The 22,684-nt window shown below is 37.4% G+C and carries 20 protein-coding genes; 18 read left to right on the forward strand and 2 right to left on the reverse strand.

Annotated elements, in window-relative coordinates; genetic code table 11:
- Positions 1 to 26 precede the first annotated feature (26 nt).
- Positions 27 to 1,013 carry a helix-turn-helix domain-containing protein gene (locus JAZ75_RS13425; RefSeq protein ID WP_208695997.1) on the reverse strand — a complete coding sequence of 329 codons (987 nt, stop codon included), beginning with the start codon at positions 1,011 to 1,013 and terminating at the stop codon, positions 27 to 29.
- A 319-nt stretch (positions 1,014 to 1,332) separates the two neighbouring features.
- On the opposite strand from JAZ75_RS13425, the gene JAZ75_RS13430 reads away from it, so the two are divergent.
- From JAZ75_RS13430 to JAZ75_RS13500, 15 genes are all read left to right on the forward strand, one after another.
- A complete protein-coding gene (locus tag JAZ75_RS13430; protein WP_208695999.1) occupies positions 1,333 to 1,473 on the forward strand; it encodes a hypothetical protein in 141 nt (46 codons plus the stop codon).
- An 86-nt stretch (positions 1,474 to 1,559) separates the two neighbouring features.
- The gene (locus JAZ75_RS13435) at positions 1,560 to 2,450 is read left to right on the forward strand and encodes a hypothetical protein (RefSeq protein ID WP_208696001.1); all 891 of its coding nucleotides are present in this window, start codon (positions 1,560 to 1,562) and stop codon (positions 2,448 to 2,450) included.
- A 42-nt stretch (positions 2,451 to 2,492) separates the two neighbouring features.
- A complete protein-coding gene (locus tag JAZ75_RS13440; RefSeq protein WP_208696003.1) occupies positions 2,493 to 3,539 on the forward strand; it encodes a hypothetical protein in 1,047 nt (348 codons plus the stop codon).
- Positions 3,520 to 4,263, forward strand: coding sequence for a LytR/AlgR family response regulator transcription factor (locus JAZ75_RS13445; RefSeq protein WP_208696005.1), 744 nt, complete (start codon positions 3,520 to 3,522; stop codon positions 4,261 to 4,263). Before JAZ75_RS13440 ends, JAZ75_RS13445 begins: the two co-directional genes overlap by 20 nt.
- 50 nt (positions 4,264 to 4,313) lie before the next feature.
- Positions 4,314 to 4,601 (forward strand): helix-turn-helix domain-containing protein, encoded by a 288-nt coding sequence (locus JAZ75_RS13450; RefSeq protein ID WP_208696011.1) that lies wholly within the window; start codon positions 4,314 to 4,316, stop codon positions 4,599 to 4,601.
- A gap of 617 nt (positions 4,602 to 5,218) precedes the next feature.
- Complete coding sequence (locus tag JAZ75_RS13455) at positions 5,219 to 5,860, forward strand: DUF6266 family protein (protein ID WP_208696013.1); 642 nt, start codon at positions 5,219 to 5,221, stop codon at positions 5,858 to 5,860.
- An 11-nt stretch (positions 5,861 to 5,871) separates the two neighbouring features.
- Positions 5,872 to 6,387, forward strand: coding sequence for a DUF5675 family protein (locus JAZ75_RS13460; RefSeq protein WP_208696015.1), 516 nt, complete (start codon positions 5,872 to 5,874; stop codon positions 6,385 to 6,387).
- Between the two features lie 276 nt (positions 6,388 to 6,663).
- The gene (locus tag JAZ75_RS13465; RefSeq protein WP_208696017.1) at positions 6,664 to 6,888 is read left to right on the forward strand and encodes a hypothetical protein; all 225 of its coding nucleotides are present in this window, start codon (positions 6,664 to 6,666) and stop codon (positions 6,886 to 6,888) included.
- On the forward strand, positions 6,875 to 7,042 hold the full coding sequence (locus tag JAZ75_RS13470) for a hypothetical protein (protein WP_165902495.1): 168 nt from the start codon (positions 6,875 to 6,877) through the stop codon (positions 7,040 to 7,042). Before JAZ75_RS13465 ends, JAZ75_RS13470 begins: the two co-directional genes overlap by 14 nt.
- 347 nt (positions 7,043 to 7,389) lie before the next feature.
- The gene (locus JAZ75_RS13475; protein ID WP_132845143.1) at positions 7,390 to 7,974 is read left to right on the forward strand and encodes an RNA polymerase sigma-70 factor; all 585 of its coding nucleotides are present in this window, start codon (positions 7,390 to 7,392) and stop codon (positions 7,972 to 7,974) included.
- 86 nt (positions 7,975 to 8,060) lie between these two features.
- Positions 8,061 to 9,029 (forward strand): FecR family protein, encoded by a 969-nt coding sequence (locus JAZ75_RS13480; RefSeq protein WP_208696019.1) that lies wholly within the window; start codon positions 8,061 to 8,063, stop codon positions 9,027 to 9,029.
- A gap of 236 nt (positions 9,030 to 9,265) precedes the next feature.
- A complete protein-coding gene (locus JAZ75_RS13485; RefSeq protein WP_208696027.1) occupies positions 9,266 to 12,637 on the forward strand; it encodes a SusC/RagA family TonB-linked outer membrane protein in 3,372 nt (1,123 codons plus the stop codon).
- 20 nt (positions 12,638 to 12,657) lie between these two features.
- On the forward strand, positions 12,658 to 14,433 hold the full coding sequence (locus tag JAZ75_RS13490; protein ID WP_208696029.1) for a RagB/SusD family nutrient uptake outer membrane protein: 1,776 nt from the start codon (positions 12,658 to 12,660) through the stop codon (positions 14,431 to 14,433).
- Between the two features lie 10 nt (positions 14,434 to 14,443).
- On the forward strand, positions 14,444 to 15,145 hold the full coding sequence (locus JAZ75_RS13495; protein ID WP_208696031.1) for a DUF3823 domain-containing protein: 702 nt from the start codon (positions 14,444 to 14,446) through the stop codon (positions 15,143 to 15,145).
- Between the two features lie 120 nt (positions 15,146 to 15,265).
- Entirely contained in the window at positions 15,266 to 17,647 is a 2,382-nt protein-coding gene (locus JAZ75_RS13500) for a family 20 glycosylhydrolase (protein WP_208696033.1), read from the forward strand.
- A 178-nt stretch (positions 17,648 to 17,825) separates the two neighbouring features.
- On the opposite strand, the gene JAZ75_RS13505 is transcribed toward JAZ75_RS13500, so the two are convergent.
- Entirely contained in the window at positions 17,826 to 18,107 is a 282-nt protein-coding gene (locus JAZ75_RS13505) for a hypothetical protein (protein ID WP_132845133.1), read from the reverse strand.
- A gap of 361 nt (positions 18,108 to 18,468) precedes the next feature.
- On the opposite strand from JAZ75_RS13505, the gene JAZ75_RS13510 reads away from it, so the two are divergent.
- The 3 genes from JAZ75_RS13510 to JAZ75_RS13520 all read left to right on the forward strand — a co-directional run bounded on the left by JAZ75_RS13510 (position 18,469) and on the right by JAZ75_RS13520 (position 22,629).
- Complete coding sequence (locus JAZ75_RS13510) at positions 18,469 to 19,311, forward strand: sugar phosphate isomerase/epimerase family protein (RefSeq protein ID WP_208696035.1); 843 nt, start codon at positions 18,469 to 18,471, stop codon at positions 19,309 to 19,311.
- Positions 19,312 to 19,328: 17 nt separating this feature from the next.
- Entirely contained in the window at positions 19,329 to 21,719 is a 2,391-nt protein-coding gene (locus tag JAZ75_RS13515) for a glycosyl hydrolase family 95 catalytic domain-containing protein (RefSeq protein ID WP_208696037.1), read from the forward strand.
- 364 nt (positions 21,720 to 22,083) lie between these two features.
- Positions 22,084 to 22,629: an RNA polymerase sigma-70 factor gene (locus JAZ75_RS13520; protein ID WP_208696039.1), complete on the forward strand. Its 546-nt coding sequence runs from the start codon at positions 22,084 to 22,086 to the stop codon at positions 22,627 to 22,629.
- The last annotated feature ends 55 nt before the right edge of the window (positions 22,630 to 22,684 follow it).

The following is a 22,684-nucleotide window of genomic DNA, read 5'->3' on the forward strand; positions in this document are numbered from 1 at the left end:
TGTAAATAATTATTTTATGAGCTAGTTTAGGGCTTTAGTTTTTGTTCAGCTTGTTTTTTAAATAGTGATGCGGTAAGACCGGTGTGATGTCGAATAAATCTGTTCATCTCGTTGGGTCCGCTAAATCCGGTTTGCTCCGCCGTAGCAATCAATTTGTCGTTTTCGACAATGACCTGCTCGATCAAGTTGAGCAGTAATTCGTGTCGGTAGCTGTATAGTGTCTGATGGTATTTCTTTTGATGTTCTCGGCTCAGGTACTCTGGGGCGGTTTGCAATATGAGCGCGATTTCTTGGAGATGCGTCTGCGCTCCTTGCTGCACGATCATGATGTCGAGCAACTGTCGGGCCTGATCCACCAGATCCTGTGCTGTGCCATGGAGTAGTTTAAATCTGCTTAATTCGACCAGAAAGATCAAGTGTTTGAGTAGAATATACTCGTTGTTAAGGGTGTTGGGATTCAGTCTGCTAAATAGAATCCGCAAATATTTGAGTGTGGTAATACCTACCCTGAAATCAACACTCTTGTCTGTATGAAATGCGTGTTCTTTTTTGGCTCGTACCAGATGGCTGATGAAGTCAAAATGACGAATGGCCGGCGGCCTAAACATGCCTGCATCTAGAATAATACCTACCAGAATGTGATGGCCAACGGGAAGATGAAGGTTGTAGGTACCCTTAGCTAAATAAAAATAAGCGCCTCTACCTGGAGTGAGCTCAAATGTAAAATCCACATCTGACCTTTTGCCATAGATACTTTGTTCACTCAAGAGGGGGTAGATCAGGTGCAGATCGTGCATGCTGATGTCAATGGGTATATCCATTGCTTCGCTGATCCAGTACTCGTAGTAGTAGAGGTATGCAAAGCGGCCGTCAAATACTTGTTCGCTGATTTGGTTGGAAGGGGACCACCAATTTTTTTCTTGCGCATTGCGTATGGGGTAACTAAGTTGCCTGTGAGGTGCTTCTACGGATTTAAAATCTCCATTTAAAGTGAAGTTATAGGGTCTTTTCATCTTGGTTATAGCGTTGGTTAAAAGATGAGTTTAGGAAGTTTATTCAGGGATAACCAAATAAAATTGTACATCGACCGATTTTGGCTGTAACTCCGTGCTTTCAGATTGCAACTCGCCCTTTTTCGTTGCAATTCGGTTTTAAGGACGATGATGGTGTTGCAACTCGGGTTTTCCCGTGAATGTACCTTTATTTGAGGGGCCTTATTTTTCAATATCCATATTTGCTCCCATTGGATCCGATATGGAGTTATTAATCGTCTAAAATAGAGCCTGTACAACTTTGTGGCAGACCATATGTAAAACAATAAGATACTTTGAAATGAATGTATTGAAAGAACAGGTTTTAATGAATGTGGATGATGTGCTTGAAGGGCAGGCACTCTTACAATGGAACGAGTTATTGCCTTTTATAACTGAAGAAGCTGCGAGCGGGGACCGGTGTCCCATCTTAACATTCTAATCTAAGCAGCCTTATACCCATATGGGAGGAGAGGGTATAGCAGTATACACTCCTCCCTATTTTACCGATTTTTATAGATCAAATACATGATTATTGAACATAACCATAGCTGGGCGTATGCACTTTTTTCTGCCCATCTGCACCGTTATTTGCCCGCACTAAAATGGGAGGACCATCTGATGGTATACGAAAAATGGAAATCTGTGCATATCCCCAAACCGATGGCCAGCACTTGTCAGTGGGAACGCTCTTTTATACAGGAATGGGATGTAGATACCCCGCATATCATCTGTCTGTACCACCTGGGGATGCATGCGCAGATACCACGTGTATTAGCAGAACAGGGGTTCTGCTTTGATATACTGATGGACAGGCATGTTTTTGAGAAGCAGCAAACGCCATTGATCCAGCTGCAAACAGAGCTGAATCGTAATGAACGCGAATATCGTTTTTTAATGAGTGACGATCCGCAGGTTTTGCTGAAAGCACGTACAGCGATCAAAAAGGGAAAGCATCTGCTGGTATTTGCAGATGGCAACAGTGGAACTTCGGAGTCTTTGAATAAAAAGGTAAGAATTGATTTTTTGGCTGCAGATATTTATGTTCGCAAAGGTATAGCATTGCTCAGTTTTTTATTGCAAATACCCGTGATCCCGATAACTCATGTTTTTATAAATGATGATTACTATAGCGTGGTTGCAGGAAATCGGATTTGTGTGCAACCTTATGAAAATCGTGACTGCTACATCACTCGCTGTATGCAACAGGTATATGATTTTTTGGCTATTGAGATCAGTAGGTCTCCCTGGAATTGGGAGTGCTGGAGCTATTTGCACGAAATGAACTGTTACAGTATTGCGGTGCCTACGATCAAAGAAATTGGGGAGCAAAATGCTGATGCAGGGATTATTCATATTCAATTGGCAGGTGAAAAAGGAGTTTTTTACAGGAAATATTTTTGTTATTCGCGGAGATAATTATTTTTTATAAGTAAATTTAAGTTTTTGAAATTTTAATTTATGATGAAAACTACCGCCTTTATCCTGTATAGTCATCTGTTCATATTTGCATTAATGTTGACTGCTTTGTGGGTAGCTAATCTCTTATGGAGTGGTGAAGATATTCCATTTGTCCAGATCATCATTGCTGCTGGTTTATATTTTGGTTATAGCTATATGATTTCGAACTTAATCTTACGGTTTTGGGGCGGAGCTCGTAAACAGAGGGTTATAAGTGTGATTTGCTATTTGATCCTTTTCATCACCGTGATACCTATTGTCCAGATATTGATCCATGATGTGTTACCCTTGGTCGGGATTATTTTTTTTGATGATTCCCTTCCAGAAAATATGCCTAAGTTTTATTTCAGGATTGTGAGCGGTTATTTAATAGCCAATCTCTTGGCCATGATTGTCGCAATAGGAAACCGGTATTTTACTGTTAAAAAAGAAAAAAAGAAGCTTGATCAAGACCTCCGCATTTATAGAGATAGGGTTGTGGGGTTTCAGTATACATCACATTTTTTGACCTCGATATTTTTGACAAAATTTGGAGAGATGCTACTCAATGATGTCCCAAAAGATAAGACTACAAAACGGGATATTGTTCAATTTTTGGCTTATCTGCTGGAAGTGGAAAGACCAGGTGATCGGAAAAGCTGGGCTGAAGAAATGGATCAGTTACATTGTTTTATCCGACTATTGAGCAGGCATTATGGAGAGAAAGCGATTTTATATACCGAAACGCTACATGATCGTCTTTATCCTGCTATTCCTGCTGGAATATTATTTTTTCCATTGGAAAACTGCCTCAAGCATGCTCATATTTCAACGGATCAGCCTATCGAATTTAGATTGGATGGTAATCATGATGAAATTGTACTTACCTGCCAGAATTATTGGTCCCCGAAAGATGAAAGACTTGAACCTGAAACAGGATTTGAAATGTTGCGGTATAAACTTGGGCAGATGGATACGGAGACAGCTATTGCTATCAAACGTACTGAAAATACCTTCCTTGTTCGTTTGCGATTAAAACTACAACCTGATGAAAAAGCTAAGTTATAAGCTTCTGATTGTAGATGATAAACCGGAAACACTTGTCTACTTAAAAATGTTACTCGATGATATACCATTCATCAATAAAGATATTGAAGTCATCACCAATGCGGTAGATGCAATACAATATCTGAAAGAAAATGAGGTGGATATCTTATTATTGGATATGGAACTTGGCTCGGGTGACATCAGCGGAATAAAATTGTCCATGATGATCGCCAATCCGCCTGTGATGGCTGCTTGTTCGGCTCATCCTGAGTATGTATTTGAAGCCGAGGATACATCAATATGTGCTTATTTTAGTAAAAAGATTAGTTTTAATGCGCTTCAAGTGAAGATGGAAGAACTGGTTGAGCGCGTGGACCGAAAACTGGAGAATCAGAGTCGTGATATAAAGCATTTGCTGATGACCAATTTGGAAGGAAAAGTGATCGAACTGCCTTTGGCAGATATTTACTATGCGATTATTGATAACAACACATTGACTGTTTATCTGGAGTCGGAGCAGTATCAGTTTAATGAACACCTGAATAGTTTTCAATCCAGATTACCTGCCCATTCTTTTGCACGGCCACGCAACAATACCTTAGTTCACTTGGCAAAGGTGGATCTAGTGCGCACGAATGAATTCTATCTGTGCAAACCTAGAAATATTGATCCGTTGTCAATGACAGCAGATTTTAAAGCTAATTTTAAGCATCAATGTGAGATTTATAAACAAAACAATAAGTAAAATGGGGTAGGGCTGCCCGCATTTCATGGTATCGGCAAATGAATTTTTTTATGTCGCAATTGAATGAAATTGTAATTATGTTGAAGGAAATCAACGAAAAAATGTTTAAGATCTTCCGGAGAATATTTCCGGATGAAAGTGAGAAACAGATCTTGGAAGTTGATCTATTAATGACACGGATGATGGTTGTGTCGCGGTTAGGGATTTCTGAAAGAACCTATAACCGCTGGGTGAAAGCAGGGATTTTGACTCCTATTGTGCTGGGCAATAAGCACTACTATCGGGAAGAGGATCTGCGGGAAGCAATCAAGCGTAGTGTAAATAGGGGGCTGATCTAGCTGTTGGAAATGAAAGGTCGATTCGGAACGGGGTTGGCCTTTTTTATTTAACATTTCGTTGCTTTTTTCTGCCCTTTGCTTGCTTATTCTTTACTGTTTTATTGCTGTTTGCTTGCCTTTTTATTGGTGTTTTATTCCTTATTGTTGCATGCTTTATTGGTTATTCTTTGCTGTTTGTTTGCCTTTTCTTTGGAACTGATAGGGTATTGGCTTGCTATTGGTTTGCTCTTGGTTTGCTATTTCCCTGCTTATTTAATGCTGTTTCTCTGCTCTTTAATAGCCACTTTTTATGTTCTTGCTTGCTAGGCAGCACTTATAGTTGCTTGCAATAGGCCGCTTTTGACCGAAAAAACTTCTGTATTTAAGCTAGCCAGCTGTTTTGAAATACGCCACCTGGTCACTGTTTAGTCAATAGCTTTACTTTAAAAATCTGAACTAAAGATATTCAATTCTTCCATTTGTATGTCGCCAAAATCGGCATTACCAGTCAAATGGCGTCAAATGGCGCCATTACTCGTCTTTCGCTACAGGCTGTCTTTACTTTAGCTGTATGATATCGATATCCGTGGTTGTCTGCAGCGCCACAAATATGGTTTAACAGTTTAAAAATTAATATTATGGCAAGATTTATTAAAGGAATACACGGATCGTACCAGGGTAAAGTGGGCAGTGTCGTAGGTTCGTCCTGGCGAGGTATAGACTATGTTCGCTCGCTTCCAAAACGCAGTTCAAAAACAGCCAGTGAGGGTCAAATGGCACAGCGGATTAAATTTGGAATGACGACCAGTTTTCTCAAATCGATTAAGGATGTGCTGATGCTTGGCTATTCCGACAGTAAGCAGAAAGGGAAAACTGGATATAATGTGGCTTTTCAGCACTTTATTAAAAATGCAATCTTAGGTACTTATCCTAATTATACGATTGACTATGCCGCTGTACAGATAGCAAGCGGAAGTTTAGCAACATTGATGGGATTGGATGTTTTAGAGTCGTTTCCCAAAGTGTTGAATGTGAATTGGGATCCCATAGGTAATCGATTTAATGCATTTGATGATGATCAAGTCTTTGTGGTCTTATACGATCCAGCGGATAATCTGTTTTTTGCTTATGAAGGAATGACCAGGATTGATGCAACTATGGAAATTACTTTGCCGGATAGTTATACGGGGAAAACTATAGTTGGCTGGATATTCAATATTCATCGTGATGGTTTGATCACGTCCAGTAGCCAATACCTGGGTGAATTTATTTTGAGCTAAGGTATAGAGCAATGAAATCTGGATTAAAAGTCATCCGAATCAGGCAGGGGAATAATAGTACCCTGTCTGAAATCTATCTCGACAATCAGTTTGTATGCTATGGTCTGGAAGATATTCCGCGCGAAAAGAAGATACTGGGGAGTACCTGTATTCCACTTGGAATTTATCGTTTGGGCTTTAACCGAAATGGGGGTATGAATGGTAACTATTATGACCGGTATCCTAAGATGCATCGCGGCATGATCGAGATCAAAGATATTCCAGGCTTTAGCTATGTCTATATCCACATCGGTAATACACACAAGGAAACGGCTGGTTGTTTATTGGTCGGTACTCAATATGTGTTCGAAAAAGGGGATTATCGATTGGTGCAGTCGGTTACGGCATACAAGAAACTTTATTCTTTGCTGGCGGAGTTAATGGTGAGGGAGGAGGTGGGGATTAATATTGTGCCTCTTTCGCCGGCACAGGGCGACAAACTTTGTCTTGACACAAAGTTTGACAAAAGTCAAGGCTGTATTCCTTAATGCTATTTCACCTTGAATAGGCTAAATGAATTTAAACTCGTTTCACTCAAACAGAAATTCATTTTTAACGCCTCTTAATCGTTGAAATTACGCAGTCAGAATACTAGGCCTATTGGATAAGCCTGCGGCTTTTGGAAAGCGACCAGTGACGGAGTAATTAGTGGAGAAATAACGCAGTAATGCAGACTTGGTTACTATGTTACTTGTTCACTTCTCCGTTACTATCCTTCTAACCTCATAACTTTCTCACCATCTAACCTTTTAACAATAAACAAAATGAAAAAAATAATTCAAAAGATAGGCCGCGCACTCCAAGTTGTACTGCTGGCGCCGATTAAATTACCGGGAAAAGCTTTAAATATTATCAAGTACATTGCTTTTGGAATTGGTGTAGTGGAGACGGTACTGGATGATAAAGATAAAAAAGCAGAGGATGAATCACCGCCACCAGAGCAGATTGTGTTACATAAAGAAAAGGAGGTGCCTGATGAAATTGAATGATATCCGCTTTGGTGCTTTAGGTGGGACACTTTGTTCCTTATGGCTAAGCCTTACCTTCAATGATTTGTTACAAACAGCTTTGATGGCCGTGGTAGGAACGGTTGTTAGTTTTATGACGAGTAAATTACTGGGAATGATCCGAAAAAAGGAGTAGTATTTTTGCAATAAGCCTTCCAATATAGAGAGGGCTTATTTTTTTTAATCGATGTTAAAAAAACTTATTTAAGAATATATTGTCGACTATATCTTCTTCTACTTAAGAAATTGAAGAGTTTGCTCTATTTCTATTTTTTTATATATTTACACTTATGAGTTTTTTGAATACATTGTGAATTTCTCATAAATAATGAATTTATAGTCGTATTTTCCCAAACTGAAAAGTACGACATAATAATCATTACATTGCTACCTTTTAAATGTTCTATAATATAGAACGATGTTTCTACTTATTTGCTAAAGATTGGGTCGTACGAAACTTATTTTGTGATAAATACTTTAATAATGGAATTTGAGAGTTTAAACGATGATCAATTGATTGCTCGTCTTCAAATGAGTGATGCGAGGGCAATAACTGAAATCTATAGACGCTATTGGAAAAAACTACTTGCCATTGCATATAACCACATTCGAGATAAAGATGATGCCGAGGAAGTAGTACAGACTGTATTTATCAAATTATGGGACAAAAGAAATGATATTGCAATTGGACAATTACCCAATTACTTAGCTACAGCTGTTAAGTATTCAGTTTTCAGCATGATTCAGAAGAAAAATAGAAAAGATGAAGTAGGCCAGTTTTTTGTAATGAACCATCAGTCTCAAGATTATGAAGAAGAGAAGATTTATACGATTTTTTTGAGACAATATATTAAGGGAGTTGTTGAAGAATTGCCAGATCGTTGTCGACTTGTATTTACTTATAGCAGAGAGCAAGGAAAAACCATTCCGGAAATAGCGACCACTATGAACATCGCCGAAAAGACAGTAGAAGCGCATTTAACCAAAGCTTTAAGAAGAATAAAACATTCCTTGAAAGCTATCGGAATAAGTGTGGCTATAGCTATATCCTTTTATATATTTTGGTAGTAATTTATTATTTAATATTTTTTTAATATTGAGTAAGGGTAAATCATGTTGACGAGTGACTATATAGTATAACCGCTATTATAGCCATGGAGTCTAATAAATTACATACTTTAATTGAAAAATTTTTATCTGATACTGCTTCTGCTGAAGAAATACAGGAGCTTAATCAATGGTATCGTGATAAAAATGATCATGACGTCCTCTGGAAGCATGATACACCGAATGAAGAAGAACTTGTCAATCAAAGACTTCTCACTAAACTGGAACTTCATGTCGGGAAAGAACAAGCTATTATTCGTAAACATCGTATTCGTCGTATATCTCGATTGGTTGCCGCGGCTTGTATAATAATAGGTTCATTTGTCATTTATTTTGTCAATGATGCTAACGAAATCACAGATACGGTATTAGCTCCTGCTGATAATATTGAAAATCGCTATGTACTGCTCCCAGATAGTAGCAAAGTTATCTTACGTCCAGGTGCTGAAATAAAATATAGATATACCGAAGGGAAAAGAGAAGTGTTTTTAACCGGTGAAGCTTTTTTCGAGGTGTCCCATAATAAGCTGAAACCGTTCTTAGTCCATGCCGGCGATATTACAACTCGAGTATTGGGAACTTCTTTTAATATTGAGGCATATGCAGAAAAAAATGTTGTTGTATCAGTAACAACAGGTAAAGTTGCAGTAAATGATAATAAAGAAAAGACACTTGCAGTTTTATTGCCTAATCAACAGCTACAATATAAACAAGATCACATAAACGTACTTCTGAAGGACGTGGAGATAAGTAAACTGACTTCTTGGGTAAATACAGATATGCAATTTTCTGATATCACTTTTGGAAAACTTGTTACAAGTTTGAACAGAAGGTATTCGACGAAGATTGAATTTGAAAATGAAGACTTGAAGAACTGCTTGATAACAGGACGGTTTGATGGAACTGAATCCTTGGAAAATGTACTGGACATACTCACTAAAATGACGGGAGGAAATTATAAATGGAAAGATAAAAAAGTGCTTCTGTCTGGGAATGGTTGTGCCAAAAAGATCTAAAAACTATTAATAAATTATGAATATGAAGAAGTTCTACCTCTAAAGATATAACAGAATAGCCACTACCTAGGGAAGTGGCTATTACTCTCAAAAGCTGGTAACGATTGAGAGTTAAGGATAAAAAATTTCAACTCATTTTTTAACATCACAATATAATGAAAAAAAATAGAATTTTTTTCAAGGATAACCTGTTGTCTAGTAGGCAGGTATTTTTAAAAACTAATTTACTGTTTCTCATGAAATCAGGTTTATGTTTGTCTATGACTCTTTTGAGTGTCAATATTTTTGCTTCGGGCACCACATCCGGACAAACGCTCAATGAGACAAAGATCAATTTTGAAATAAAAGCTAACACATCATTAAAGAATGTATTAAGCGATCTGCAAAAACAAACTAAGTTTAATTTTTTTTACTCCTCTTCGAGCGTAAATAAGCAGACAATTGTTGGACCTAAACAAAATTTTTCGGGAACTGCGGATGAATTGCTGGCTGAAATTTTAGAAAATACTGGTCTTGCATTTTCGGAACAAGGAAATCGTGTTGTTATCTATGAAAATGTAGCTTCGACTAAAAACAAACCAAAGTTTCAGACGCGTAAAATAAGTGGTACCGTAAGAGATGAAAATGGATCGCCAATTGCTGGTGTGACGGTTACATCAAAACTTAACCCGACTTATTCAACGACGACAAATGATAAGGGTATTTTTGAAATCAGTACAACAGGCAATAATGATTTCTTACAATTTAGTTTTGTAGGTTATAAATCGCAAGAAATTCCAGTTGGAAGCAAAGAAACCATTAACACTTCGATGGATCTTGCTATAGGTAGTTTGGACGAAGTTGTTGTTGTTGGTTATGGTACACAAAAAAAAGCTACTGTAACAGGTGCTGTAGCGCAAATAAAAGGTGAAGATATAGCTAAATCTCCTGTTGCTAACGTGACAAATGCACTTGTAGGTAGATTGCCCGGTTTAAGAGCTGTACAGCGTAGTGGCCAACCTGGGGCCGATGGAAGTGGGATCGATATTCGCGGATTTGGTAATGCACTTGTCATAGTTGATGGAATACCTAGTTCAATGAGTAATTTAGACCCAAATGAAATAGAAACATTTTCAGTCATTAAAGATGCGTCAGCGTCGGTATATGGTGTGCGTGCGGCTAATGGAGTAGTTTTAATTACAACTAAAAAAGGAAAGATCGGTAAACCAAGCATTAACTATTCAACTTATTATGGTTTTCAACGCATCAATAAATTTCCTGAACTGGGTGATGCAGCCTTATATGCAGAATTGTCCAATGAGGCTGTCACAAATACTTGGCATATCAACGGAAGAACTTCGACATTAAGTTTACCTTTTTCAAAAGAACAGATTGAGCAATATCGGAATGGAACTCTAAAATCATATGATTGGTTCAATGAGGCTATTCAAAAGAATTCGCCACAATCTTATCACAACTTAAATGTGAGTGGTGGAACAGAAGATGTTAAATATTTTATGAATTTGGGATTAGTTGACCAGGATGGATTTTGGAAAAGTGGTGCTACCAATTATAAGCGATACAATGTAAGAGGAAATGTGGAAGCAAAAATCGTAAATGGATTGACTGCAGAGTTAAATTTAATGGCACGTATGGGTAAAACAAATAACCCAAGTACATCAACTCCATTGCTGATGGCGGGCTTATATAGGACCTATCCAACATATTCTTTTTACGCAAATGACAACCCTGAATATCCCGGTATTCCGAATAATGCTTCTCAGAACACTTTGATGCTGATGGACCGTAATAAAACAGGATACAATGATCAAACAGAAAAGGAATTTAATGGGATATTTTCATTGCGATATGATATTCCGAAAGTAGAAGGGCTGTATGCGAAAGCTTATTATGCGTATAATAATAAAATAACCGACGTTAAAAATTACAATCGTAAATATAATTTGTATAGCTATAATGCTGACAATAAAACTTATAATGTTGGTTTCACAGGAAATACACCCAGTAATCTAAATGTGAGCAACCTTAATGAGGTGAATACCGTTTTTCAGCTTTCATTGAATTATAACCGTCGCTTTGCAGATGCGCATAATGTAAGTGGTCTCTTTTTGTTTGAAGCACAAGAAGGTACAACAAATTCGTTGTCAGCATATAGACAGTTTTTAATTGATGGTGTGGACGAGTTATTTGCTGGAATTGCCGCAAATCAGAGAAATGACGGCTCCTCTTCAGAAAGTGCTCGCTTGGGATATGTAGGTAAATTCAACTACGATTATAAGGGAAAGTATTTGGCTGAATTTGCTTTTAGATACGATGGTACTTATAAAGTAATGGATGGCTCCAGATTTGGTTTTTTTCCAAATGCATCCATTGGTTGGAAAATTAATGAAGAGAATTTTTTGAAAGATGTTTCTTTCATTGATTTATTGAAAGTTAGAGCGTCACATGGTAAGGTTGGAGATGATGAAGATATAGCTGCTTTTCAATATATGACAGGGTTTACTTATCCTAACGGTAATTATATTTTTGGATCTTCCGCTATTCCTGGATTGGTAGATCGAGGATTACCGAATTATTTGTTGACGTGGTACACTTCTAAAACCACTAATATTGGTTTAGATGTATCCCTATGGAAAGGATTATTAGGTGCCGAAATAGATGTGTTTTACAGGAAAAGAGATGGTTTATTGGCTAATCGCTTATTGAGTCTCCCTAATTCATTTGGTGCAGTTTTACCACAGGAAAATTTGAATGGTGATAGTCATAAGGGATTCGAAATCATGCTGACACATAAAAATAGGATAGGTGATTTTAATTATTCAATTTCCCCTAATATGAGTTGGACAAGATCAAAGAATGAATATCTGGAAAGAGCTCCATCGACTAACTTAGTTGATAATTGGAGATCTAATAATTCTAATCGTTGGAAAAATATTTATTGGGGTTATGTGGCAGATGGTCAATTTCAGAATCAGGAAGAAATCAATGTTGCCGCCATTCAAGATGATCAGGCAAATAAGACTCTTTTACCAGGAGATATTCGTTATAAGGATTTAAATGGAGACGGTATTATTACAGGTGCGGATCAGCAGGTGATCGGTAGAGGTACTACACCAGAGTTGTTTTATGGACTTAATATGTCTGCAGGATATAAAAACTTTGATTTATCACTTCTTTTACAGGGAGCTAGTAATTTTAATGCTTATTTCACCGAAGAATTACAAAATCCTTTGTTTAATAATGCATCTGCCTACGCTATGTTTGCAGATCGCTGGCATAGAGCAGATCAATTTAATCCTGATAGTGAATGGATTCCAGGAAAATATCCTTCTACGGTTAGCTCTGGAACTAATAACAATAAGCGTGTGTCATCTTTCTGGCTGAAAGACGCATCATACTTGCGTTTAAAAAACTTTGAACTCGGATATTCATTTGATAAAGAGATGATTAATAAATTAAAGATCAGAAACCTGCGTGTTTATGTGTCTGGACAGAATGTATTAACTTTTGATAAAATCAAATATATTGATCCAGAAGCTGAATCAGGAAGAGGAAATTATTATCCGCAACCGCGTATCTGGACCGCAGGATTAAATATCGGATTTTAACATAAAATAGGATAGAAAAAATGAAATTCAAATTAAATTATATAGCCTTAAGTATCTTGTTGGCAGCAGGAACATCATGTTCAAAAGATTTTCTAGATAGAAGACCTCGTGATTTAATCATAGAGGACGATGCTTACGGATCTCAAAGTGGTATTGAAGCTTTAACTGTTAAGCTTTACAACGACATGTTATTAGAGGACTTTAGTTATGAAGTTGCTGAGCAGGCAGGTTATCTTTCTACTGTGACGGATGAGGCTGTCCGTTCATATACATGGGGAGCAGGAGTTATCAATGGTACAGTGTTAGGAAACTGGTTTGGATCTTGGGATTATGCTAAAATTAGAAGAGTTAATAGCTTCATTGAAAAAATACCAACATCAAAAGTGAGCGATGATCTGAAAGCAAGATTTTTGGCTGAAGCACGATACATCAGAGCATTCCATTATTTTCAATTGGTAAAACGTTATGGTGGTGTGCCTCTAGTGACTAAAACTCAAGAGTATGCTTTCGGCGATGATGTTGCAGGATTATTTGTTCCTCGAAGCAAAGAAGATGATATTTATGCTTTTATTGAAAAAGAATTGACGGATATCAAAGATATTCTACCGACCACAAATATAGCTGTAGATCAAAATAGAATCAACCGGTTCACTGCCCTAGCATTAAAAAGTAGAGCTATGCTATATGCAGCATCTATTGCTAAATATGGACAGGTTCAGATTGATGGATTAGTGGGTATTCCTAAGGCTAAAGCTGAGGCATATTGGCGCTCTTCACTTGCAGCTTCTCAAGAAATTATTAACGAAAAGCAATATTCTTTATATAAAGGTGATATTGATAAAGCGCTTAATTTTCAGAATTTATTTCTGAAAGAAAATAATAGTGAGGTGATCTTTAATAAAGTCTATCGTACACCTGAGGTAGGACATAGCTATGATTTTTTTAATGCGCCACAGAGTTTTAAAGTTGACTATGGATGTGCTACAAGCCCGACATTAGATATGGTGGAGGAGTATGAATATGTAGATGGTAGTTCGGGAGAGCTGAAATATAATGATAAATCTGGTAATCCTATTGTCTATGCTAATCCATACGATATCTTTAAAGATAAAGATCCACGTTTGTTAGCTACAATTATGTTACCTTTCTCAGCTTGGCAAGGTGGTGAGCTAGAAATTAGAAGAGGGATTGTAAGAAATGGCCAAAAAGTAACTGCCGAAAACTTAACGACAGGTTATCCGGAAACAGGTTCAAATTTTAAAATTGTTGGTAAAGATGGACCTTTAACTACAGCTGATCCAACAAAAACAGGTTTTTATGTAAAGAAATCTATGGATCCAACCAAACGAGTAAACGATGGTGAATCTGTTGCGCCTTATATTGTATTTAGATATGGTGAGATCTTATTGAATTACGCTGAGGCAGCATTTGAACTTGGCTTGAATACTGATGCTCTTAAATATGTAAATGAGATTAGAGAACGCGCCGGGATTGCACCTAAATCCTCCATCAATTTAGAGCAAATTCGTCATGAAAGAAAGGTAGAATTGGCGTTTGAGAATCATCGTTTATGGGATTTAAGAAGATGGCGAACTGCCACTTCAGTATTGAATAATACGCAATTTCATGCCTTATATCCTTGGTTGGTCTGGGAAGAGGGAAAAGACCCAAGTCAAATGAAGTATATTTTTGAAAAAGTCAATGCTCCAAAGAATACGCGAACTTTTCCTGAGAAATTGTACTACGAACCATTACCTCAAGGTGCAGAACCATATATTCAGAATCCTTTATATTAGATTAATAGAAATGAAAAAAAATATAAAAATAGCACAGATACTTTTAATTCCTTTTTTGTTGATAGGTATCGTATCGTGTGAAAAAGATAATTACGAAGCTCCAAGCTCTTCACTTGTGGGAAGGTTAGTAGATAAACAGACCGGCAATACGGTTCCTCAGCAGACCATAAATGGTGGAATATTAAGATTATTTCAAACAGATCTTTCAGATAATGCAATTGCTATTACATCATACTTTAGGTCGGATGGGACATTTGAAAATAAAATGCTGTTTGATGGGAATTATAAAGTCGTAGCTGATGGTCCATTTTTTTATGACGATACGGTTTCGGTAAAGATTAATAAAGTAACCAATCAGGATATTCAAGTAAGGCCATTCCTGTATGTCACTGCTGAGCTTGAATCTACAACTGCGACTTCGGCTAAGGTAAAAGTAACAACTGCTTTTGGACCAGACAATACGAAACAGAAAATAGCTCGTGTGGGAATTGTAGCAGGTACGACAAATTCTGTGGACATTAACTTTTTTTCGAAGAGAGAATTGACCAATACAGAGCAAATTACAGATAAAGAAATTTTGGAAACCGTATATAGCTATGAATTGAAAGATTTGAAACCAAAAACTACATATTACATTAGAGGTGCAGCGCGTACAATTAATACTGGTAGTTATTATAACTATGCACCTATATTGACCATTACAACAGATTAAACCTGGTTAAACTGATATTTAAAGAGGTGAGTTTTGGTTTTTATAAACTGAAATTCACCCTCTTTTAAAATATATTTTTCGCACTTTAGCAACATCAAATCTAAAGAACATAAGATCATTATGAAATTGAAAAAAATCTATGCAATATTGGCATTCCAGCTTATTGCTGGAGGTCTTTTTGCACAGGAACAGCTCGATAGCCTTGCTGTTACAAAATTAAGCCCTCTCTTTTCTCAACCGACTCTGAAGAATAATAAGCTGGTTGTCCCGCAGATAAAAGGATATGAAGTCTCCCTGATCGGGTCCGATAATAAAGTGGTGATTGACCTAAATGGTCAGATATCGCAACCTCTGATCGATAAAAAAGTTAATGTACTCTACAAGATCGTACGTAAATCGGATCGGGCTTTTGGTGAAATTCCGATGAAAGATATTGTCATCAAAGGCGTATATGGTGATAAAGGAGTGGGGGAACAACCTTTCGTAATTCCTTCCTTGCGCGAATGGTATGGTATGGATGGAGTATTCCAATTGCGTCCTGAGTCAGCTATCGTGCTGGAACAACAAAATGAAGAGTCGTCAAAAGTTGCACAGCTTTTAAAGGAGGATCTCAAAAAGTTGATCGGACTGGATCTGCCTGTGCGAGCTGGAGAACCAAAAGTGGGGGATATTTTTATTGGATCTAAAGGTGATAAGGCTCTGGGAAATGAAGGGTATTCGCTAAAAATTGATGATGTCTTCAGTATTCAGGCTCCAAATTATACTGGTAAGGTTTTCGGAACGAGAACATTACTTCAATTGCTTGCTCAAAATAAAAAACAACTGAGCATATCGAAAGGTTTCTCTCGTGATTATCCTACATACGAGGTGCGGGGATTTATGCTGGATGTAGGACGTAAATTTTTCACGATCGATTTCTTAAATGATTATGTGGAGATGATGTCTTATTACAAGATGTCAAATTTCCATATCCACCTTACGGATAACGCCTTCGATAAATATTTTAACTACGATTGGGATAAAACCTATGCCGGTTTTCGTTTAGAAAACGAGCGTTACCCCAATTTAGCATCAAAGGATGGTTACTATACTAAAGCAGAGTTTATTGCCCTGCAGAAAAAGGCGCTTCGGTATGGGGTCACTATTATTCCGGAAATCGATGTACCTGCGCATTCATTGGCAATTAGCCATGCTATTCCTGAAGTAGGGAGCCGTAAGTTTGGAATGGATCATCTTGATCTGGATAATCCAAAAAGTTATGAGGTGGTCAAAAATATTTTTGATGAATATACAAAAGGTCCTAATCCGGTATTTATTGGTGAAGAAGTACATATCGGAACGGATGAGTATGCAAAAAGTGAATCTGAGAAGTTTAGAAAATTTACAGATTACGTGATCAAAGTGGTCCAGGATAATGGTAAAAAAGTGCGAGCCTGGGGAGCTTTGACACATGCTCAAGGAACAACGCCTGTTCGGGTTAAGGATGTAAGATTGAACATGTGGTATAACGGGTATGCCGATCCTATAGCGATGAAAAAATTGGGTTACCAACAGATCAGTACACCTGATGGTTGGTTATATATCGTACCGGCCGCTGGTTATTATTACGATTACCTCAACACCGACAATCTGTATAATAATTGGGAGCCGAGAAAGATTGGCGATGTTACATTTGAAAAAGGTGATCCGATCGTTGATGGTGGTATGTTTGCCGTATGGAATGATATCGCAGGAAATGGGATATCGGAAAAAGATGTGCATAACCGTGTGTTCCCAGCCATACAGGTACTTGCTGAGAAAATGTGGGGAGCAGCAGATCAACATACAAGTTTATTTACTTTCAATCAAAAGAAAAAATCTGTCATTGAAGCTCCAGGTCTAAATATGAGAGGTCATTATGCGGCTCTTGATCCTGTGATTGTTCACCTGAATTTTGATTCGCAAACACACAATCAAATGAATAACGAATGGAAAGAAGCCAGCACCACGGCCACTCAATTTGAAAAAGGTATAAAAGATAATGGTCTTAAGTTTACGGATGAAACAAGTAAATTGATTTTACCTATTGCTGAAATTGGTGAGCAGTATACGGTGTCTTTCTGGATCAAACCTGAAACAAATTTAGTTGGTGATCTGTTTGTATCGAAAAATGCAAAAGTTTTTAGTGATGGTAAAGGTCTTGGATATGCTCGTGACGGTTATCAATACTATTTTGATTATACTTTACCTATAAATGAGTGGAGTCAGGTAAGCATCACAGGTGATCATATCGGTACTCAATTGTATGTGAACGGTAAATTGATCAAAGATATGAAACCTTTTGATGTGGTGATGCCTTATAAGGATAAGAATAGTGGTAAAGAAATCAAGTATAAGAAAGTGCAGACCTTAGTTTTTCCGCTGTCCGAGATCAGCTTAGAAAATGCTATTTTAGATGAGCTAAAGGTTTATAATAAAAAATTGACCAGTCAAGAAATTGTGAGTGAATTTAGAACATACTAGCACTTTTTCACAATAATTTCGAACTGCTCTTTATATCTTTCATGCCTGCCATTTTGAAATGGTAGGCATGTTTGTTTTGAGTATAATCGTAAAAAAGATATCATCCAATCACTGGACGATATCTTTTCGAGAATTTTACTTTTAGATATGGAACAACAGTTAATCGTATTGTCGGAAATTAATTTGAAACAGCAATTATGCTTTCAAATACTTTGTCCATAAAAAGTACAGTATCCATATTTTTTTCATACTTCCTATGTTCAAAGAGAAGTTCAAAATTACCGTTATATTTCATAGCAACGAGTTCAAATTTGCGTAGTTCCAACCAGGTTGGAATCTCCTCGATACTAGGTACTGCACAGGTGATGGTTTTAAAATTTCCTTGTTGCGTAATGCTATAATGAACATGGACCGGAGTAGAGGTCTTCTTCGGATAGCTGACCATAATGTTTTGTTTCATACTGAATGTAAAAATGAAAAAATAGTTGATGCCGCTCACTACGAAGAGCAAGAATCGCTAAGTGCAGACGATCTGCCTAAAGCCAGAAAGATAGAAGGAGAGATGTCGTTATCAATGAACGAGGACGTAGTGTAATCTCAGTTTTTTAATCACATTTATGTAAGATACTGAAATTAAGTTGAATAAACAAATATTAGGCAATTGTTGTAGGAAGTGTTGTTTACTCCATCATACCTTTTTGGAGCGTAAAATTATTGTGATTTATCGGTAATTTAGCGTTAAATTAATATCTTTAGAAATAGAGTCAACAGCATGTCTGACCAATTTCAAATAAACCGATCAAAATAATACCAAGATTATTATGAATACAAGAAGAGAATTTCTCCAAAAGGGATTTTTGGGAATATCTGGATTAACCTTAGCCAGTACATTTCAAATAGAGGCAAAAGCAACCACCTTAGCAAAAAAAGGGAAAGAAGATAATTTTCATTTAGGAGTTGCAGGCTATAGCTTTGTCAATTTTAAGTTGGATGAATCTCTAAAAATGATGAAGCGGATGGATATTAGATATTTATGTATCAAAGATTTTCATCTTCCTTTTAAGAGTACAGCAGTTGAAATCAATAATTTTCATCAAAAATTAAAACAATCAGATATCACTGGCTACGCAGTAGGACCTATTTATACCAATTCAACTAAAGCAATTGATGATGCGTTCGATTATGCGCAGCGTGTCGGTGTCAAGCTGATCATTGGTATTCCTAATAAAGAAGATCTGGCTTATCTTTCCAATAAGACTAAAGAGACGGGGATCCGCTTTGCGATTCATAACCATGGTCCTGAAGATAAATTGTACCCCAATGCAACTGTGATCTACAATTTGATCAAAGATTTAGATCCTAACCTGGGCATGTGTTTTGATATGGGACATGATACGCGTGATGGACAGGATGCGATCAAAGATCTGCAAAGCTATCATAAAAGAATATTTGATATACACCTCAAAAATGTCACTTCGGCAACTGCGGAAGGGACTACCTGTGAACTCGGTCGTGGAGTCATAAATATTCCTTTGTTTGTAAAGGAATTGCGGAAGGTGAACTATAGCGGTAAATGTAGCTTGGAACATGAAAAAGATATGGAAGATCCTTTGGCAGGATTGGCCGAGTCAACGGGGTATTTTAGAGGTGTTTGTGCTGTTTGATCTTTTGAATAAATTATATGTTTTCAACTAAGTTAATCCCATATTTTACGACAGTAAAAGTATGGCTATCCTTCTTACTTTTCTTAATGATTGTTGTGGATGTAAGGGCGCAACATCAGGATCATGTTTTATGGTATAAAGAACCCGCTAAAAACTGGAATGAAGCATTGCCTGTCGGAAATGGCCGTTTGGGTGCTATGGTATTTGGAGATTATAACAAAGAGACGATACAGCTTAATGAGGAAAGTTTATGGGCAGGTACCAAACAAGATGCGAATGCCGATGCTGCAGCAAAATTGCCCGAAATACAAGCGTTATTGATCGCTGGTGAAATTGAAAAAGCTGCCGCGCTATCCGAAAAATACCTAAAAAGCGACCCGTTAAGAATACGCTCTTACCAGTCTTTTGGAGAATTACAGATTGATTTTGCGAACGAACGGTATAAGCCTGAACAGATTACAGATTATCGACGTGAATTGGATATTCAAAGTGGTATTGCAGCTGTACAATACCAATTGAACGGGGTGCAGTATAAAAGAGAAGTCTTTGTATCGGCACCTGATAATGTAATCGTCATCCGCTTGACAGCAGATAAACCGGGTAAGCTTACTTTTCGTTTATCGTACGGTAGGGAACAGGATGCCACTGCGACACCACATAGTGATAAGGAACTCCGCATACAAGGGCAGATTGCAGATCTGCCACAGAAAGATGCTGGCGAAGCAGGGCTACATATGAAATTTGCAGGTTTAATACGCGGCGTAAACAAAGGAGGTAGTCTAATGGCGACAGCCAATTCACTTTTTGTGAAAGAGGCCGACGAGGTGTTATTCTATTTTACGGCCGCGACCGATTATAATTTTTCGATATTAAATTATGACCGGACCATAGATCCATTTTTACGTTGTCAGGAGATCATCGATAAGGTTAAAAATTTACCTTTTGAGGAGGCTGAGAAACGTCATGTAATGGATCATCGTACATTATTTGACCGTGTGGTTTTTAATATGGGTCCCCCCTCTATGTTGCCCACCGATGAGCGTCTAAAAATGGTGAAAGAGGGCCAACTGGATTTATCTCTGGTTAGTCTATATTTTCAATATGGACGCTATCTATTGATGGGATCATCCCGTGCGCCAGGTGTACTGCCTGCTAATCTGCAGGGTATCTGGAATGAGGATATGAATGCGCCATGGAGTTCTGATTTTCATACCAATATCAATATCCAGATGAATTATTGGCCAGCAGAGGTGTGTAACCTTTCTGAAACCGTAATACCCTTTTCAAATTTTATTTCTGCTTTACGTGAACCCGGCCGTGTAACAGCCCGGAAAACATATAATGCTTCCGGTTGGACAATGAACCACCTGACGGATTTATTCGGACGTACCGCGATAACGGATGGCGTTGGATGGGGAACTTTTCCTATTGCAGCTTCATGGCTGGTACTGCATCAATGGGATCATTATCTGTTTACAAAGGATAAAGAATATTTGAGAAAAGAGGCTTATCCGTCGATGCAGGAAGCCGCGCAGTTTATGTTGGATTATCTTGTCGAAGATAAAAATGGAAATTTGGTTACAGCTCCTTCGAATTCTCCTGAAAATCAATATCGCATGGCTGATGGAAAGCAGTTTATGTTAACGTATGGTGCAACCATGGATGTACAGATCATCAATGAATTATTCCATGCATGTGTGGAAGCAGAAACAATTTTAGGTCAAAAATCTGATTTTTCTGATCGCTTGAAAAATGCAATGAAAAAACTACCTCCGGTTAAAATTAGTCCACGCTATAACACGATTCAGGAATGGATAGAGGATTATGAAGAGGTTGAACCGGGGCACCGACATATTTCGCATCTTTTTGGTTTGTATCCAGGGAAATCAATTAATGCAAATAACCCTGAAATTTTTGAAGCTGCACGCAGAACGATAGCCCGTCGTCGTTTTTATAATGAGAATGAAGGCAACCGTATGGGAAGCTATACAGGATGGAGTCGAGCTTGGATGATCAATTTTTACGCACGTTTGCTGGATGGTGATGAGGCTGGGAAAAATGTGCAGGAGCTCCTCGCTAAAACAACTTTGGATAATCTTTTTAATACACACCCGCCATTTCAGATCGATGGTAACTTTGGAGGTACTGCGGGTATTGCGGAGATGCTGATCCAAAGTCATAATGATGAGGTACATTTATTGCCAGCACTGCCACCGACTTGGGCAACTGGAGAAGTAAAAGGTTTGCGCGTACGTAATGGATTGCTTGTGGATATGAAGTGGGAAAATGGAGAGTTGATTGATGCTACCATATATGCTAAAGAGACTAAAAAGGTAACAGTGCGTTATAAAAATAAAGTAAAAACAATGAAAGTGACTGCGAATAAACCGCTGATTGTTCAATTGTAATTTTGATTTATTAAAAACACAAAGGGCCCCAATGAATTGGAGCCCTTTGTGTTTTTAGGGGGATTTATGTGGATTGTTTTTATCCATATTTTAATATTCTCTTCAGTTGAATCATGCATTTTTTTTAGAATCTATTTAAGAATAGGTGACAATATCCTAATTAAAGTTTAGTTCCCAAATAATGGTACTATTTGCAAAGAAAACATAGATAAAGGTCAAATTAAGCGTGGTTGTATTTATCTGAATTGCGAATCTTTACGATGTACGAATAGAAGAAATATTACTGCGAAAACAACTATTTAGTTATAACCTAATAAAAAATACGATACGCAAAGTAAACGTCTATTCTTTATTTCTGAGTTGAATGATGGAACAGGTACAGGTAATACAAAATTTTAATGAGTTGTTTAATGAATATCATCAAAGATCATTTTTATTTGCACGATCTCTTGTTCATATCAATGAAGTCGCGGAAGACATTGCTTCTGAAGCGCTGATTGTCTTGTGGGAACGAATGAATGTCGAAACTGTTCAATCTCCTAAGAGTTTTCTTTTTAGGGTTGTAAAAAACAAGGCTCTTGATTACCTCAAACATCAAAAAGTTCTGAGAAGATTTGTTGAATCTATTGATGATTGGAATGTAAAGCAGTTGCAACAGCATATGGATACTTTAGATAAAAGAGACGAAGAGATTCTTTTTTCGAAAGAAATTAAAGAAATTACTGCAAAGACTTTAGAATGTCTACCAAAAAAGACGAGAGAAGTATTTGTACTAAGCCGACATCAGCATCTGTGCGGTAAGAAAATAGCAGAGGAGTTGGGTATTACCGTGAAGGGTGTGGAATATCACATTACAAAAGCTTTGAAAGTTATGACAGTCAATCTCAAAGATTATATAATCAAAGTATAGTTTATCACTATTCTCGCCTATTATTTTAAGTGTTTCTTTGGCTAAATTTTCATAG

Origin of the sequence: Sphingobacterium sp. UDSM-2020, from assembly GCF_016132525.1 — a bacterium.
GTDB classification, from domain to species: Bacteria; Bacteroidota; Bacteroidia; order Sphingobacteriales; family Sphingobacteriaceae; genus Sphingobacterium; species Sphingobacterium anhuiense.